The organism is Kitasatospora sp. NPDC001309 (assembly GCF_042896295.1).
In the GTDB taxonomy this organism is placed as follows: domain Bacteria; phylum Actinomycetota; class Actinomycetes; order Streptomycetales; family Streptomycetaceae; genus Kitasatospora.
In genome coordinates this window covers 54,792-69,044 of the sequence record NZ_JBIAXC010000053.1, presented here as the reverse complement: position 1 = coordinate 69,044, position 14,253 = coordinate 54,792, and the positions used below count along the sequence as shown (strand labels likewise).

General features: G+C 74.1%; 14 protein-coding genes and 1 rRNA gene. 4 read left to right on the top strand and 11 right to left on the bottom strand.

Translation table 11 applies throughout. The features are described from left to right. Together rrf and ACFY2K_RS36660 are read left to right on the top strand one after the other, a co-directional pair. A 5S ribosomal RNA gene (rrf, locus tag ACFY2K_RS36665) occupies positions 1–76 on the top strand; the annotation flags it as partial. A 191-nt stretch (positions 77–267) separates the two neighbouring features. Next, positions 268–594, top strand: coding sequence for a hypothetical protein (locus ACFY2K_RS36660; protein ID WP_375897148.1), 327 nt, complete (start codon positions 268–270; stop codon positions 592–594). A gap of 53 nt (positions 595–647) precedes the next feature. On the opposite strand, the gene ACFY2K_RS36655 is transcribed toward ACFY2K_RS36660, so the two are convergent. From ACFY2K_RS36655 to ACFY2K_RS36615, 9 genes are all read right to left on the bottom strand, one after another. Then, entirely contained in the window at positions 648–2,012 is a 1,365-nt protein-coding gene (locus ACFY2K_RS36655) for an MFS transporter (protein WP_380595311.1), read from the bottom strand. Between the two features lie 111 nt (positions 2,013–2,123). After that, on the bottom strand, positions 2,124–2,477 hold the full coding sequence (locus tag ACFY2K_RS36650) for a metalloregulator ArsR/SmtB family transcription factor (RefSeq protein WP_350508582.1): 354 nt from the start codon (positions 2,475–2,477) through the stop codon (positions 2,124–2,126). A 32-nt stretch (positions 2,478–2,509) separates the two neighbouring features. Then, a complete protein-coding gene (locus ACFY2K_RS36645) occupies positions 2,510–3,139 on the bottom strand; it encodes a hypothetical protein (RefSeq protein WP_387717010.1) in 630 nt (209 codons plus the stop codon). A gap of 160 nt (positions 3,140–3,299) precedes the next feature. Then, positions 3,300–4,502 carry an MFS transporter gene (locus tag ACFY2K_RS36640; protein ID WP_380527460.1) on the bottom strand — a complete coding sequence of 401 codons (1,203 nt, stop codon included), beginning with the start codon at positions 4,500–4,502 and terminating at the stop codon, positions 3,300–3,302. A gap of 178 nt (positions 4,503–4,680) precedes the next feature. Beyond that, positions 4,681–5,574 (bottom strand): polysaccharide lyase, encoded by an 894-nt coding sequence (locus tag ACFY2K_RS36635; protein ID WP_380527462.1) that lies wholly within the window; start codon positions 5,572–5,574, stop codon positions 4,681–4,683. Between the two features lie 176 nt (positions 5,575–5,750). Continuing rightward, positions 5,751–6,170 carry an SRPBCC family protein gene (locus ACFY2K_RS36630; RefSeq protein WP_387717008.1) on the bottom strand — a complete coding sequence of 140 codons (420 nt, stop codon included), beginning with the start codon at positions 6,168–6,170 and terminating at the stop codon, positions 5,751–5,753. Positions 6,171–6,235: 65 nt separating this feature from the next. Continuing rightward, positions 6,236–7,246 carry an aldo/keto reductase gene (locus tag ACFY2K_RS36625; RefSeq protein WP_380527466.1) on the bottom strand — a complete coding sequence of 337 codons (1,011 nt, stop codon included), beginning with the start codon at positions 7,244–7,246 and terminating at the stop codon, positions 6,236–6,238. 112 nt (positions 7,247–7,358) lie between these two features. After that, positions 7,359–8,189, bottom strand: coding sequence for an aldo/keto reductase (locus ACFY2K_RS36620; protein WP_387717006.1), 831 nt, complete (start codon positions 8,187–8,189; stop codon positions 7,359–7,361). Between the two features lie 45 nt (positions 8,190–8,234). After that, the gene (locus ACFY2K_RS36615) at positions 8,235–9,440 is read right to left on the bottom strand and encodes an MFS transporter (RefSeq protein WP_387717004.1); all 1,206 of its coding nucleotides are present in this window, start codon (positions 9,438–9,440) and stop codon (positions 8,235–8,237) included. 192 nt (positions 9,441–9,632) lie between these two features. Between ACFY2K_RS36615 and ACFY2K_RS36610 the strand changes: the two genes are divergently transcribed. Continuing rightward, positions 9,633–10,106, top strand: a complete 474-nt coding sequence (locus ACFY2K_RS36610; protein ID WP_380527472.1) for a MarR family winged helix-turn-helix transcriptional regulator — start codon at positions 9,633–9,635, stop codon at positions 10,104–10,106. A 153-nt stretch (positions 10,107–10,259) separates the two neighbouring features. Here the strand turns inward: ACFY2K_RS36610 and ACFY2K_RS36605 are convergent, their stop codons facing one another. Then, positions 10,260–11,639: a right-handed parallel beta-helix repeat-containing protein gene (locus ACFY2K_RS36605; protein WP_387717001.1), complete on the bottom strand. Its 1,380-nt coding sequence runs from the start codon at positions 11,637–11,639 to the stop codon at positions 10,260–10,262. Positions 11,640–11,670: 31 nt separating this feature from the next. On the opposite strand from ACFY2K_RS36605, the gene ACFY2K_RS36600 reads away from it, so the two are divergent. Then, positions 11,671–12,870 (top strand): Dyp-type peroxidase, encoded by a 1,200-nt coding sequence (locus tag ACFY2K_RS36600; RefSeq protein WP_380527476.1) that lies wholly within the window; start codon positions 11,671–11,673, stop codon positions 12,868–12,870. 77 nt (positions 12,871–12,947) lie between these two features. On the opposite strand, the gene ACFY2K_RS36595 is transcribed toward ACFY2K_RS36600, so the two are convergent. Continuing rightward, a complete protein-coding gene (locus ACFY2K_RS36595) occupies positions 12,948–14,168 on the bottom strand; it encodes a cytochrome P450 (RefSeq protein WP_387716999.1) in 1,221 nt (406 codons plus the stop codon). Positions 14,169–14,253 lie beyond the last annotated feature (85 nt).

Genomic DNA, 14,253 nt, shown 5'->3' with positions numbered 1-14,253 from the left:
GAACCCGGAAGCTAAGCCTCACAGCGCCGATGGTACTGCAGGGGGGACCCTGTGGGAGAGTAGGACGCCGCCGAACAATCATTCAGAAAAGGCCCACCCGGGTGACCGGGTGGGCCTTTTCGCATTTCCGGGTCCGCCCAGGTGCACGTCCGCGGGGAGCTATGCGTATCACCAGGTAGTCCCCCCAATGCGACGTCCGGGCGGACCTGCCCGGACCGGCCTCCGATGGGAGGGCTTGCGCGGGGGGCCGGGGCTAGCCTGGCCCGCATGTACAACGACGGTCTGGTGACGTGCACCGCGCGTGAGCTCGTGATTCGCCGGTACTACTTCCCGTTGGCGTCCGCCAAGCGGATCCCGTACGGGCGGATCCGCGGGCTGCGGCAGGTGCCGCTGACCCGGGTCGGCGGGCGGTGGCGGATCTGGGGATCCGGGGACTTCGTGCACTACTTCAATCTGGACCTGGGGCGGATCGACAAGAGCGTGGCCTTCGTCGTCGACCTCGGCGCCCGGGTCAAGCCGGTGATCACCCCGGACGAGCCGGACCGGCTGGCGGCGGCGATGGCCGCGCACAGCATCCCGGTGACCAGGGGCTGACCCGCGGCTCCGGTGGGACCGGGGCCGGCCGTCCGTCGGCCCCACCGCTCAGTTCAGTTCAGTGCGGCGCGGGGTGGGTGGGGCCAGGCGTGGTGGTGCTGGTCGATCACGTAGTGGTGGCCGTGCTGCCAGCTGCCGTCGGGGGTGGGGCGGGCGTCCGCGAGGTGGGGGTGGCCGAGCGGCAGCTCGGTGTGGCGGTGGCTGAGGGCGTCCGGGTCCCGGGCGGGCCACAGGGCGGTGGCGGCCAGGGCGGCGGTGAGTGCGACCGCGCCCAGGACGACCGCGGTGGCGGGGAGTCCGGCGCCGGCGGCGAGCCAGCCGGCCAGCGGGTAGGTGAGCAGCCAGCAGCCGTGCGACAGCGAGAACTGGGCGGCGAACGCGGCCGGCAGGTCGGGGTCGGCGGCGGAGCGGCGGACCACCCGGCCGCCGGGTGTCAGGACGGCCGAGCCGGCGGCGCCGATCAGGGCCCAGGCGGCGAGCAGGGCGAGCCAGCTGCCGGTGCCGGCCGGGGCGGCGGTGATCGCGGTGACGGCGGCGAGGACGCCGGGCAGGGCGAAGGCGGCGGGCAGCATGACGGACCGGTCGCTGACCCGGGTGAGCAGCCGCGGCAGCAGCAGGGCGGCGAGCATCGAGCCGACGCCGTACGCGCCGAGGGCCAGCGAGACGGCGCCGACCGGGCGGTGGAAGTGGTCGCGGACCACGTTGACGGTGTCGACGAAGACGATGGCGCCGGCGGCCGCCACCGCGAGGTCCAGGGCGAGCAGTGCCCGCAGCCGTGGGGTGGCCCGGAACAGCCGGGTGCCGAACGCGGCCCTGCGGTAGATCCCGTCGGTGCGTTCGACCGGCCGGGGCCTGGGCAGCACGGCGGAGACGACCAGGGCGGCGGAGGCGAGGAAGCCCGCGGTCGTCCCGGCGAACAGCCAGTGGTACGGGACCACGGAGAGCAGCAGGGCGGCGAGTGCCGGGCTGAACAGCGATTCGAGGTCGTAGGCGAGCCGGGACATCGACAGCGCCCGGGTGTAGTCGCGTTCGGCGGGCAGCACCTCGGGGATGGTGGCCTGGAAGGTCGGGGTGAAGGCGGCGGACGCGGCCTGGAGCAGGAAGATCAGGACGTAGACCTGCCACACCCGGTCGACGAACGGCAGGGTGAGGGCGACGGCGGCCCGGGTGAGGTCCATGGCGACCATCAGGGTGCGCCGGGGGACCAGCCCGGCGAGGGCTCCGGCGACCGGGGCGATCGTCACGTACGCGACCATCTTGATCGCCAGTGCGGTGCCGAGGACGGCCGAGGCGTCGCTCCCGGCGATCGAGTACGCGAGCAGCGAGAGCGCCACGGTGGCCAGGCCGGTGCCGACCAGGGCGACGACCTGGGCGGTGAACAGGTGGCGGTAGGTGCGGTTGCGCAGCACGGTCAGCATGGGCCCGTCCCGGGGCGGAGGTGGGGGTGGTGGTGCGCCCATCATAGGCAATGCGTGCATACGTGTGCACTTGTTTGTCGGACGGAACGACCTGCGCGGACCGGCCGGGGCTCAGTCGTGCGGGGGGAGGTGCCCGATCTGGTGGTCGGCGACGTTCAGGGCCTCGTCCACCAGCCGGCGCAGGTGCCCGTGGCGCAGCGAGTAGACCACCCGCCGGCCGTCCTTGCGGGTGGCGACCAGCCCGGCCAGCCGCAGCTTGGCCAGGTGCTGGCTGACCGAGGGCCGGGCGGCTCCGGTCGCCTCGGTCAGCGTGGTCACGTCCGCCTCGCCCCGGCCGAGCCGCTCCAGCAGCGCCAGCCGGGTGCGGTCGGCCAGCAGGGAGAGGACGGAGGCGGCGACGTCCAGCCGCGCCTCGGCCCGCTGCTGCGAGCGGTGTGCATCTGCCAGATCGGCGCCGGAGCTCATGCCCGCAGTCTATGGTGTGTGCGCAGGTGCGCTCATGACGAGGGACCGCGTCGGCGGCGGAGGTAGACCCAGGTGACGGCGGCCAGCAGCGGGCCCCAGAGCAGCAGTGGGGCGTAGCAGGCGACCAGGACGACGGTGTGCCAGTCGCCGGACAGCATCGGGAGGCCGTCGGGCAGCGGTCGGCCCCGGAGGTCGCGGCCGGTCGAGAGCAGCACGGTCAACAGCAGCGTGCCGACGCTGAGCGCGGCGGCGCCCAGCGCGGCCGGGACGACGGCCGCCGCGACCGGGACACGGCGGCCGCCCAGCAGCGGGAGCCGGCGCGGGAGCACCTCGCCCCAGCGGGCGACCAGGCCGAGCGCGGTGAAGGCGAGCAGCTCGGAGACGGCCGACAGCAGGACGACGTACAGCTCCAGCGGCAGCCACCAGGGGAGGCTGCCGGAGTCCTGCACCGCGTCGCCGTCCAGCGGGGCGTGGAAGGTGCAGGTGGCGATCCGCCAGGCGCTGGACGGCAGGACGGTGAGCGGCACCGCCCGGGCGGCGAGCCCGGCCCAGCGCGGAACGCCGGGGACGGGGGTGTGGGCGGCGGCCCAGGCGGTGCGCAGGCGGCCGGTGGCAGTGCGCAGGCGGCCGGTGGCGGGCGGGAGTTGGGCGAGGGCGGTCATGGGGGCTCTCCGGTGCGGCGGGGGCGGTGCCCCAACGCTCGCAGCCGGACCGGGGGTGGGCCTCGGCCGGGAGGAGGAACCGGCTCCCCCGGGGGAGGGAGCCGCCGCCGTCGAGCCTGCGGTCGGTCAGTCGGTCAGTCGGTCAGTCGGTCAGGACGGGTCAGCCCGCGCGCTGCTCGACCGGCTGTTCCTCGGCGACGGGCGCCGGGGCCGGTTCGAGGTCGCCCATCCGCGGGATCACGAACAGCGCGGCGAGGATCAGCGCACCGGCGATGACGATCGGGGTGCGGATGCCGACGGTGGAGCCGATCCAGCCGCTGAGGCCCGCGCCGATCAGCATCCCGACCCGGGAGAGCATCAGGTAGCAGCTGTTGACCCGGCCGAGCAGTTCCTTGGGCACGGTCTGCTGGCGCAGCGAGATCGCCTGGACGTTCCAGGTGACCACGCCGAAGTTGCCGAGCGCGAACAGCGGGGCCACCGCGAACACCGAGGGGCTCAGGCCCATCAGCAGCAGCGAGGAGCCCATCAGCACGAAGGCGAGGGTGATCCGGGCCCGCCGGCCCAGCCGCTCGCCGATCCGGCCGGCCACCATGCTGGCGGCGGTGCCGCCGGCCACGCCGGTGGCGAGGACGGCGCCGAAGGCCCAGGTGGGCTCGTGCAGGGTGCGGGTGACCAGCAGCGCCATCATGGTGATGCCGAGGGAGGAGGCGCCCGCGGCCACGGCGGAGAGCGAGGCGACCAGGCGCAGTTGCTTGTGCCCGTACAGCCAGCGGACGCCCTCGCGGACCTCGGCCATGACCCGGCGCTCGGACCGCGCCCGGGGGGAGCCCGAGCGGCCGGTCGCGGCGACCAGGGCGGCGGCGAGGGCGAAGGAGACGCCGTCGACGGTGAACGGGTAGCCGGCCGCGATCGCGAACAGGCTGGTGCCGACCAGCGGACCGATCATCCGGCCGACCAGCAGGCCGCCCTGGAGACGGCCGTTGGCGACGTCCAGCTGCTCGGAGCGGACCACGTCCGGGATGGTCGAGGTGGCGGCGTTCACGAACACCGTCTCCCCGCAGCCGAGGACGAAGGCCAGGGCGGCGAGCAGGGCGAGCGGCGGGGTGGTGGAGAAGACCCAGGCGGCGAACCCCAGCAGGATGGCGGCGCGGCCGAAGTCGATCGTCCACATCAGCCGGCGGCGGTCGAAGCGGTCGGCGATGACGCCGCCGAACAGGGCCATCAGCAGCCAGGGGAGGGATCCGGCCACCGCGACCACGGACACCGCCGAGGGGGAGTCCGAGATGGCCAGGGCGAGCAACGGAAGCGACGAGTCCCGCATGCCGTCGCCGACCGCCGAGATCGACGAGGCCGACCACAGCATGGTGAATTTCCGGCCCAGTTGGGGCCTGGAGCGGTGCGGGGGTGTCGCTGGGCTGGCTGAGGTCACCGACGCAGTATGGCATGACCGCTACATGTTTGGACGCCCTTCACCGACCATTTCCAGCTGGGATCCCGGAGTCCGGAAACCCCCTTGACGAGGGCGGTGAGGCCCCCGCTCGTCAGTGCTGGACGCCGGCGGAGAGCGAGAAGCCGGCGAACTGGGCGCGCTGGGTGCTGGCCGGGCCCCAACTGGTGTCGTGGCCGCCGTAGAAGGTCGAGAACAGCACCCCGCCGAAGGGGATCGAGGCGATGCCGGAGGCGACCCTGGCGGAGTACACCTGGCGGCCGTCGTACCAGACGGTGACCTCGCCGGTGTTCCGGTTCACCGACTGCTCGACGGTGTGCCAGCGGTCGTCGGCCTGGAAGTGCCAGTCGCCCAGGCCCTCGTCCACACCGTAGCCGGTCGGGCCGGAGTCGGTCGGGGTGTAGAGGTAGACCTCGCCGTTGTCGGGGCTGCCGTTGGCACCCCGCCACATGTAGCGGGTGGACCAGCCCGCGCCGTGGTTGCCGCCGGACTCCTGGCCGATCTTCCCGCCGTACAGGCCCGGCAGCTTGCCGGCCTTGCCCCAGTCGCGGCCGGTGGGGAAGCGGAGGGAGTACTTGAGGTCCAGCGTGGGCCCCTGGGCGAGGGCGGACAGGCCGAGCGCGTTCAGGTCGGTGTAGAACTGGCCGCCGCCCGGATTGGGGCAGTCGGTGCAGGAGTTGGCGGAGGAGCCGGCGCCGTACGTCACCTGGAGCGCGGGGCCGCCGTCGGGGGCGGTCCGGTCCTCGACGGCGGTGAAGTCGGCCGCGCCCCAGGCACCTTGGCCCGCGACGCCCCAGGAGCGCTGCCACTGGGCGGTGCCGTAGCCGCGGAAGCCGCCGGTCCAGGCGGCCGAGCCGCTGGGTGCGGGAGCGGCGGTGGCGGAGCCGGTGGGCGGCTGGGTGCGGGCCCCTGCGGGGGTGGCCGCGCAGCCGGCGGCGGCGAGCAGGGCGAGTGCGGCCAGGGCGGCGGTGCGCGCGGAGCGGTGCATCGGTGGCTCCTCGGTCGGCGGTTGATCCGTACAGATCATGCCGCACACCCGGGTCGGGCTTGGGTAAAGGGCGGGGCAGGGAAGGGGAAAGGGCTGTGGCCGGGTGGGCGGTTCACGAAGGAGGTGAACCGCCCACCCGGCCACAGCCGTTGAACGAGGGTCGACGGCCCGCCGGGTCAGCCCGCGAGCGTCCGGTGGAGGGCGTCGAGGCCGTCCCGGTAGATGCCGGCGAAGAGTTCCTCGGCCTCGGCGGCGGTGACGCCGTCCGGGTTGAAGCGGCCGGACCACTGGACCTCGGCGAGGTCGTCGTGGCCGGGGACGGTGTGCACCCGGAGGGTGGAGAGGTAGCCGGTGACCGGGAACGGCGCCCGGAGGATGGCGTACGAGTAGTGGCGCGCGGCCTCGTCGAAGCCGACGAGGCGCTCGACGATGACCTCGCCGTCGGGGTTCTTGAGGCTGCGGACGCGGCCGCCCTCGGAGGCGGTGCTCTCCGGGATGTACGGGAGCCAGTCGGGCAGGGAGTCGAAGCCGCCGATGAGCTCCCAGACCTTCTCGGGGGAGGCGGGCAGGACGCGGCTGACGGAGGTGGAGGCCATGGTGCATCTCCTGGGGGCAGTACGGGGGACGGCGAGGGGGACGGCGCGGGGTGTGCGGCCGGGGCTCAGGCGTCATGGGGGAGCGGGGCGGCGGGGCTGACCAGGCCGGCGGCCCGCAGGTCGTGCCAGAACGCGGCCGGGACGGTCTCGTTCAGGGCGGCGGTGTCCTCCGCGATCCGGCTGGGCCTGGTGGCGCCGGGGATGACGGCCGCAGTGGCGGGGTGGGCGAGGGAGAACTGCAGCGCGGCGGCCTTGACGGAGACGCCGTGCCGGGCGGTGAGCTCCTTGAGCTCGGTGACCCGCCGGACGATGTGCCCGGGTGCCTGCTGGTACTCGAAGTGGGTACCGCCGGCGAGGATCCCGGAGCTGTAGGGGCCGCCGACGACCATGTCCACGTTCTGCTCCTGGGCCATCGGCAGCAGGCGCTGGAGCGCGTGGTCGTGGTCGAGCAGGGTGTAGCGGCCGGCGAGCAGGAAGCCGTCGGGCCGGGGCTCGTCGAGGGAGAGGGTGAGCTCGATCGGCTCGGTCCGGTTGACGCCCAGGCCCCAGGCCTTGATGACGCCTTCGTCGCGCAGCCGGCCGAGGACGCGGAAGGCGCCGGTGCGGGCCTCCTCGAACTTGGCGAGCCACTCGTCGCCGTGGAAGTCCTGGGCGATGTCGTGGACCCAGACGACGTCCAGCCGGTCGGTGCCCAGGCGCTGGAGGCTGCCCTCGATGGAGCGCTCGGTGGCGTCGGCGGTCCAGACGTGGAGCATCTTGTTGGGGTTGCCGTGCTCGAACAGGCCGCCCTTCTCACCGAGGTCGCGGGCGCCCTCCTCGCGTTCGTCGAGGACGACCCGGCCGACCTTGGTGGACAGCACGTACGCGTCGCGCGGCTTGCCGGCCAGGACCCGGCCCAGGCGCTCCTCGGCGAGGCCGGCGCCGTAGAAGGGGGCGGTGTCGAAGTAGCGGACGCCGTGCTCCCAGGCGGCCTCGACGGTGGCGGCGGCCTCGTCCTCGGGGATCGCGCGGAACATGTTGCCGAGCGGGGCGGTGCCGAAGCCGAGCTTGCCGGAGAGGATGTTCTTGATGGACATGACAATGCCTTTGGGGTTGCTGCCCCGACGGTGGGGGCGGTGGTGTGGTCGTGCGCGGCGGGCGGCCGACGGCGTCGAGCGCCGTCGGCAGGCCGTCGGGGTGCGGGGTCGGTCAGTTGAACTGGTCCGGGTGGGGGCCGGTGCGCAGGCCGCGGTCGGTCGCGGCGATGCCGGCCATGTCCTGCTCGGTCAGCTCGAAGTCGAAGACGTCGAGGTTCTGCCGGATCCGGGCGGGGGTGACGGACTTCGGGATGACGACGTTGCCGAGCTGGAGGTGCCAGCGCAGCACGACCTGGGCCGGGGACTTGCCGGTGCGCTCGGCGATCGCGGTGACGGCCGGGTCGTCGAGGACGGCGCCCTGGGCGAGCGGGCTCCAGGCCTCGGTGGCGATGCCGTGCCGGGCGTGGAAGGCGCGCAGCTCGCTCTGCTGGAGGCCGGGGTGCAGCTCGACCTGGTTGACGGCGGGGACGAGCTCGCTGGTCTCCAGCAGGCGCTGGAGGTGGGCGGGCTGGAAGTTGGAGACACCGGCGGCGCGGATCCGGCCCTCGGTGGCGAGGCGCTCGATCGCGCGCCAGGAGTCGACGTAGCGGTCCCGGGCCGGGGTGGGCCAGTGGATGAGGTAGAGGTCGACGGTGTCGAGGCCGAGCTTGGCGAGGCCGGCGTCGAAGGCGCGCAGGGTGGCGTCGTAACCCTGGTCGGCGTTCCACAGCTTGGTGGTGACGAAGAGGTCCTGGCGGGCCAGGCCGGAGGCGGCCAGGGCGCGGCCGACGCCGGCCTCGTTGCCGTAGATCGCGGCGGTGTCGATGCTGCGGTAGCCGGCTTCGAGGGCGGCGGTGACGGCGGTGGTGGTCTCGTCGTCGGGGACCTGGAAGACGCCGAAGCCGAGCTGGGGGATCTCGACGCCGTTGTTCAGCTTCACGGTGGGGACGGAGGGGGCGCTCATGGTTCCTGGGTTCCTTCGGTGGTTCTGGGGGGTGGGGGGAGGTGGTCAGTGGTGGGCGGGGGTCAGCGGTGCGGGGGAGCCGCCGGGGGTGGCGGCGGACCGGTGCTGGTCGCGGCGTTCGAGGGCGGCGGACCAGAGGGCGAGCAGCAGCGCGGCCGCGGCGAGCAGGGCGCCGACCCAGTTGGGGGCGGTGTAGCCGAGGCCGGCCGAGATGACCAGGCCGCCGAGCCAGGCCGCCAGGGCGTTGCCGAGGTTGAAGGCGCCGATGTTGACGGCGGAGGCGAGGGTGGGGGCGCCGTGGGCTTGGTCGAGGACGCGCTTCTGCAGCGGGGGGACGGTGGCGAAGCCGAGGGCGCCGACCAGCAGGATCGTCACGGCGGCGGCGACCTTGTCGTGCGCGGTGAGGGTGAACAGGGCCAGGACGACGGCCAGGCCGCCGAGGGTGGTGTAGAGCAGGGGCATCAGCTTGCGGTCGGCGAACCTGCCGCCGAGCAGGTTGCCGAGGAACATCCCGACGCCGAACAGCACCAGCAGCCAGGTGACCGCGCCCTCGGAGTAGCCGGCGGTGTCGGTCATCATCGGGGCGATGTAGGTGATCGCGGCGAAGACGCCGCCGAAGCCGAGGACGGTCATCGCCATCGCGAGCAGCACCTGCGGGTTGCGGAAGGCGGTCAACTCGCCGCGCAGGTGCGCGCCTTCGGGGCGGGGCAGGCTGGGGACGAGCTTGCCGATGCCGAGCAGGCCGAGCAGTCCGAGGGCGGCGACACCGGTGAAGGTGGTGCGCCAGCCGACGGCCTGGCCGATGAAGGTGCCCAGCGGGACGCCGACGATGTTGGCGACGGTGAGCCCGGTGAACATGGTGGCGATGGCGCCGGCCTTCTTCTGCGGGGCGACGAGTTCGGCGGCGACGACCGAGCCGATGCCGAAGAACGCGCCGTGGGCCAGCGAGGTCACGATCCGCCCGGCGAGCATCAGCGGGAAGCTGGGGGCGGCGGCGGACAGCAGGTTGCCGATGACGAACAGGCCCATCAGCAGCATGAGCATGGTCTTGCGGCTGATCCGGGTGCCGAGCACGGTCATCAGCGGGGCGCCGATGACCACGCCGAGTGCGTAGCCGGTGACCAGTAGGCCGGCGGTGGGGACGGTCACGCCGTAGTCGTCCGCGATCTGGGGCAGTAGGCCCATGATCACGAACTCGGTGGTTCCGATCCCGAAGGCCCCGATGGCCAGGGCGAGGAGTGCGAGGGGCATGGCGCGACCTCCGTGCGATTGCTAGTGCGCCTTACGTGCCTCGACAATAGTTGCAAGCGCGGGCTATGTGCAAATGCGGGCAATCACCGTCAGCATGCCCGAGGCCTAAACTGGAGGCCTGCTCGTGCCCGGCCGGGCACCCGGCCCGCACCTGGCTCGCACCCGGCCCGTACCTGGAAGGAGACCGTGCCGATGACCGCCACGGACCCCGCGCTGACCGCCCTCGCCAACGGATGGGCCGCCCTGTACGTCCTGTACGGCAGGATCGAGGCGCACATCGAGCGCGCCCTCCAGGCGGAGCACGACCTGAGCGTGCGCGAGTACTCGCTGCTCGACGTGCTCAGCCGCCAGCACGACGGCGAGGGCGGCCACCTCCAGATGAAGCAGGTCGCCGACGCGGTCGTGCTCAGCCAGAGCGCCACCACCCGGCTGGTCTCCCGGCTGGAGGACCGCGGGCTGCTCGCCCGCTACCTGTGCCCCACCGACCGCCGCGGCATCTACACCGACGTGAGCGAGGACGGCCTGCGGCTCCTGGCGCAGGCCCGGCCGACCAATGACGCCGCGCTGCGCGAGGCGCTCGACCAGGCCGCCCGCAACCCCGAGCTGGCCCCGCTGGTCTCGGCCGTCGAGGCGGTCGACCCGCCCGCGCCGCTGCGGCGGCCCTGAGCGGATCTGAGCGGCCCGGGCGGCCCTGAGCGGCCCGGGCGGTCGGCGTGCCGGCCCCGGGCCCGGAACGGCGTCGGGCGGGCCCGCGGCACTCGGTGTGCCGTGGGCCCGCCCGTGCTCCGTGCGGGGCGGCCGTCGCGCCGCGGCCGCGGGTCAGTGCGGGAGGACGGCGTCGGCGGTCGCCGGGAGCGGGTAGGCGTCCGGGTCGACCGGGCCGGGCAGGTCGGTGGCCGGGCGGGCGGGGGCGTTGGGATCCGGCAGCGAGGGCTGGGCGGGCGGCGCCTGCACCTGGTTGAACGGCACGCCGGGCGGGGCCTGGACCGGCGCGGCCCGGCCGGCCGTGAGCGGGCTGCGGCTCTGCGCCTCGCAGGCGGCCCGCGCCTCCAGGTCGTCCGGGCTCTGGGTGGCGGGCTGGTTGCCGGTGAAGCAGTTGCCCGGGTCGGCGGAGGCGAGTACCAGGTCGACGCCGTTGCCCTCGGTGCGGTTGCCCTTGACCAGGTTGCCGGCGGCCGGGTGCCCGGGCGGGTCGGTGACGATCACGCCGGCCGAGCGGTTGCCCTTGACCAGGTTGCGCTCGACCCGGTTCGCGGTGCCGCCGCCGATCCCGATGCCGATGCCGAAGCCGCCGTCGGCCTGCTCGGGGGTGTCGGAGGCGTTGTTGTCGGTGACGGCGTTCCCGGCGATCACGGCGCCGTGCTGGGGGGCGAGGGCTTCCAGGTCGTTGGAGTTGACGGTGACGCCGACCCGGTTGCCGACCACCCGGTTGCCGAGGAACCAGAGGTTGTCCGAGGCGTTGGTGATCTCGATGCCGACCGCGTTGCGCTCCACGGTGTTGCCGCGCACCAGGGTGTCGCAGGGCTTGCACTGGCCGACGTAGACGCCGGAGTCGGCGCCGCCGGAGGCGTAGGAGTCCTCGATGACCCCGGCCCGGGCGTCGAAGGCGTAGATCCCGTACAGGCCGTTGTTGTAGGCGGTGACCCGCGTCGCACGGAAGCCCTGGAGGGCGGGGAAGCGGGTGGTGTCCAGCGGGTTGTAGGCGGAGCCGCCGGCGCCGCGCTGCTGGAGCTTCTCGTCGGTGACGCCGGTGAACAGCACGCCGTTGGCGAGGTAGCCGTGCACGGTGAGGTTCTCCACCACCGAGCCGGCGCCGGTGACGGTGACCCCGTTGACCAGCCGTACGCCGCCGTCCAGCACCACCGCGTTGCGGTCGGTGCCGCGCAGCACGATCCGGGGCCTGGTGATCCGCACGCTCTCCTGGTACGTCCCGGGGGAGACCAGGACGGTGTCGCCCTCGCGGGCGACGTCCACGGCCTTCTGGACGGACGGGAAGTCCTGCGGGACGCGGACCACGGTGCCCTCCGGGTGGCGGGCGTCCGAGGAGGGGGCGCCGGTGGAGGAGCAGCCGGCCAGGGCGAGGGCGGCGACCACCAGGGCGGGGAGGGCGCGGACCCGGCCGCGCGCGCGGTGCGGACGGCGTGGGCGGCGGCGCTGCGGTGCTTCGGAGGCGGATTGACGGACAGTCAAAAGTTGCATACGGGGTGTTCTATCGTCTCCAATGTCGGTCATGCATGCCGAAACCGGAAAGGCGCGGAAACAGCCGGGGGCCGCCAGGGGCGGGGTGGACCGGAGGACGCTGATCGCGGGCGGCGGCGCGGTGCTGGCCGCCGGGGTCGGCGCGGGGGCCGTGGCCCTGGGCCGTGGGCCGGCCGCCGCACCGCAGCCGCCCCCGGCGGTGCCGCAGACGCCGTTCCACGGGGACCGGCAGGCCGGGGTGACGGCCCCGCAGCAGCCGGCCACCCTGCTGCTGGCCCTGGACCTGGCGCCCGCCGCGACCTCCGACGGGCGGACCGCACTGCGCTCCCTGCTGGGGGAGTTGACCGGGGTGCTGGCCGATGCGGCGGGCGCCGGCCCGGCCGATCCCCGGCTGCGGGACGGCGAACCGGCGCGGCTCAGCAGCCTGGTCGGGGTCGGTCCGGGCGCGGCCGCCCGGCTCGGGCTGAACGTCCCGCCCGCGCTGGCGGAGCTCCCGGCCTTCCCCGGGGACCGGCTGGACCAGGCGCGCGGCGGCGGCGACCTGGTGGTCCAGCTGTGCGCCGCGGACCGCTGGCCGCTCACCGTGGTGGCCGAACTCCTCGGCGGCGCGGCGAAGTCGGCGGGCGCGACGGTGCGCTGGAGCCAGCCCGGCTTCCTGCCGCGCACGCCCCCGGGGACCACCCCGCGCAATCTCTTCGGCTACAAGGACGGCACCGCCAACCCCGCCCCGGCCGAGGCCCAGCAGTGGGTCTGGGGCCCGCCCGGCCCGTACGAGCACGGCACCGTCCTGGTCTACCGCCGGATCCGGATGGACACCGCCGGGTTCGCCGCCCTCCCGGAGGACCGGCGCGACCTGGCGATGGGCCGCCGGCGCGGCGACGGCGCCCCGCTCACCGGCACGGCCGAGCACGAGGACCCGGACATCTACGCCAAGAACCCGGACGGCTCGTACGTCATCCCCAACAGCGCCCACGTCCGGCTCAGCAGCCCCCGGCTCGACTCCGGCGCCCGGATGCTGCGGCGCGGCTACAGCTACGACGACGCCCCCGACGACCGGGGGCTGCTGTTCTGCGCCTTCGTGCGGGACCCGGCGCAGTTCACCCGGGTGCAGAACCGGCTGGCGGCCAAGGACGCGCTCAACCCCTTCCTGGTGCACACGGCTTCCGCGGTGGCCTACGTACTGCCGGGGGTGCGGGAGGGTGGGGTGCTGGGCGAGGGGTTGTGGGGGTGACGGGGTTGTGGGGGTGACGGGGTTGTGGGGGTGAGGGGACGGGGCGCGCGGTCGGGCAGGCGGTCGGACGGACGGCCTCACCAGGCGACCGGGATCGCGGCCGGGCTGCGGGTGGTGCTGCCCAGCTGCCAACTCAGCTGCTCCAGCGGGGTGGTGAGGCGCAGGCCGGGCAGGGCGGTGGCCAGCCGACGGAGCGATTCGCGCAGTTCGAGGCGGACCCGCCAGGCGCCGATGCAGTAGTGCGGGCCGGAACTGAAGGCGAGGGTGGGGGCGTCGAGGGGCCGGTCGAGGTCGGCGTCGAGGCCGTCGGAGTAGACGGCGGGGTCGCGGTTGGCGCTGCCGAGGCTGATGGCGACGACGGCGCCGCCCGGGATGGTGGCACCGCCGAGTTCGATCGGGCCGGTGGCGCGGCGGACGGTGGCCTCGTCGTCGCCGAGCGGGATGAAGTGGAGCAGGCGTTCCGTGGTGCGTTCGGTGATGTCGGGGTCGACGAGCCGGGGCCAGTGGTCGGGGCGCTCGCCGAGGAGGTAGGCCAGGGTGTTGCCGAGGATGCCGACGATGCTCTCGTTGCCGCTGGCGGCCAGCCCGCAGACGAGGTGGACCAGCGACTCCTCCGGGACGCTGCCGTCCTGATCGGCGGCGACCACGATCCGGCTGACCAGGTCGTCCCCCGGATCGCGGCGTCGGCGCTCCATCAACTCGACGGTGTAGGAGCTGAATTCCGCGATCGCTCCGCTGTGGTCCTCGGCGGCGTCGCCACCCTGGGCGAGGACGGCGAGGCCCCAGCGGTGCAGCTGCTCCTCGTCCACGCGCTCGGGTCCGGTGTCGTCGAGCCCCATCAGCCGCGCGGTGACCGTGAACGGCACCGGCCGGGTGAGGGCGGTGACCAGGTCGGCGGGCGGCCCGGCGGCGACCACCGCGTCCACGGCCTGTTGGACGGCGTCGGCGATCAAGGGCTGCCAGGCGGCGATGGAGCGCGGGGTGAAGGCCTTCTGGATGGTGGCGCGCAGGCTGCGGTGGGCGGCGCCGTCCTGGTTGAACAGGGACGCGGGGTTGGCGGCCACGTCGGAGAGGGCGCCGACGGCCCCGACCTCATGCAGGTCGGTCCGGGTGACACGGGGGTCGCCGAGGACCTGCCGGACGTCGTGGTAGCGGGTGACGAGCCAGGCGGGGGTGCCGTCCGGGAGGGTGGTCGGGTGCGGCGGCTGGGCGGGGGTGAAGGGGAGCCGGTGGAGCGGCGGGAGCGGGGTGGTGGTGGTGTCGGTGGTGGCTGCGGTGTCGGCTGCGGGGGAGGACATGGAACCCTTCGGGGTCGGCGGCGCTGCGGGGCACGGGCGTCCAACTGTCATATTTTCTGCGGGAATTGGAACCTTCTGAGGGTTT

Coding starts and splice junctions, on each gene's coding strand:
- ACFY2K_RS36660 (WP_375897148.1), top strand. CDS start 268: ATGTACAACGACGGTCTGGTGACGTGCACCGCGCGTGAGCTCGTGATT.
- ACFY2K_RS36655 (WP_380595311.1), bottom strand. CDS start 2,012: ATGCTGACCGTGCTGCGCAACCGCACCTACCGCCACCTGTTCACCGCC.
- ACFY2K_RS36650 (WP_350508582.1), bottom strand. CDS start 2,477: ATGAGCTCCGGCGCCGATCTGGCAGATGCACACCGCTCGCAGCAGCGG.
- ACFY2K_RS36645 (WP_387717010.1), bottom strand. CDS start 3,139: ATGACCGCCCTCGCCCAACTCCCGCCCGCCACCGGCCGCCTGCGCACT.
- ACFY2K_RS36640 (WP_380527460.1), bottom strand. CDS start 4,502: ATGCTGTGGTCGGCCTCGTCGATCTCGGCGGTCGGCGACGGCATGCGG.
- ACFY2K_RS36635 (WP_380527462.1), bottom strand. CDS start 5,574: ATGCACCGCTCCGCGCGCACCGCCGCCCTGGCCGCACTCGCCCTGCTC.
- ACFY2K_RS36630 (WP_387717008.1), bottom strand. CDS start 6,170: ATGGCCTCCACCTCCGTCAGCCGCGTCCTGCCCGCCTCCCCCGAGAAG.
- ACFY2K_RS36625 (WP_380527466.1), bottom strand. CDS start 7,246: ATGTCCATCAAGAACATCCTCTCCGGCAAGCTCGGCTTCGGCACCGCC.
- ACFY2K_RS36620 (WP_387717006.1), bottom strand. CDS start 8,189: ATGAGCGCCCCCTCCGTCCCCACCGTGAAGCTGAACAACGGCGTCGAG.
- ACFY2K_RS36615 (WP_387717004.1), bottom strand. CDS start 9,440: ATGCCCCTCGCACTCCTCGCCCTGGCCATCGGGGCCTTCGGGATCGGA.
- ACFY2K_RS36610 (WP_380527472.1), top strand. CDS start 9,633: ATGACCGCCACGGACCCCGCGCTGACCGCCCTCGCCAACGGATGGGCC.
- ACFY2K_RS36605 (WP_387717001.1), bottom strand. CDS start 11,639: ATGCAACTTTTGACTGTCCGTCAATCCGCCTCCGAAGCACCGCAGCGC.
- ACFY2K_RS36600 (WP_380527476.1), top strand. CDS start 11,671: ATGCATGCCGAAACCGGAAAGGCGCGGAAACAGCCGGGGGCCGCCAGG.
- ACFY2K_RS36595 (WP_387716999.1), bottom strand. CDS start 14,168: ATGTCCTCCCCCGCAGCCGACACCGCAGCCACCACCGACACCACCACC.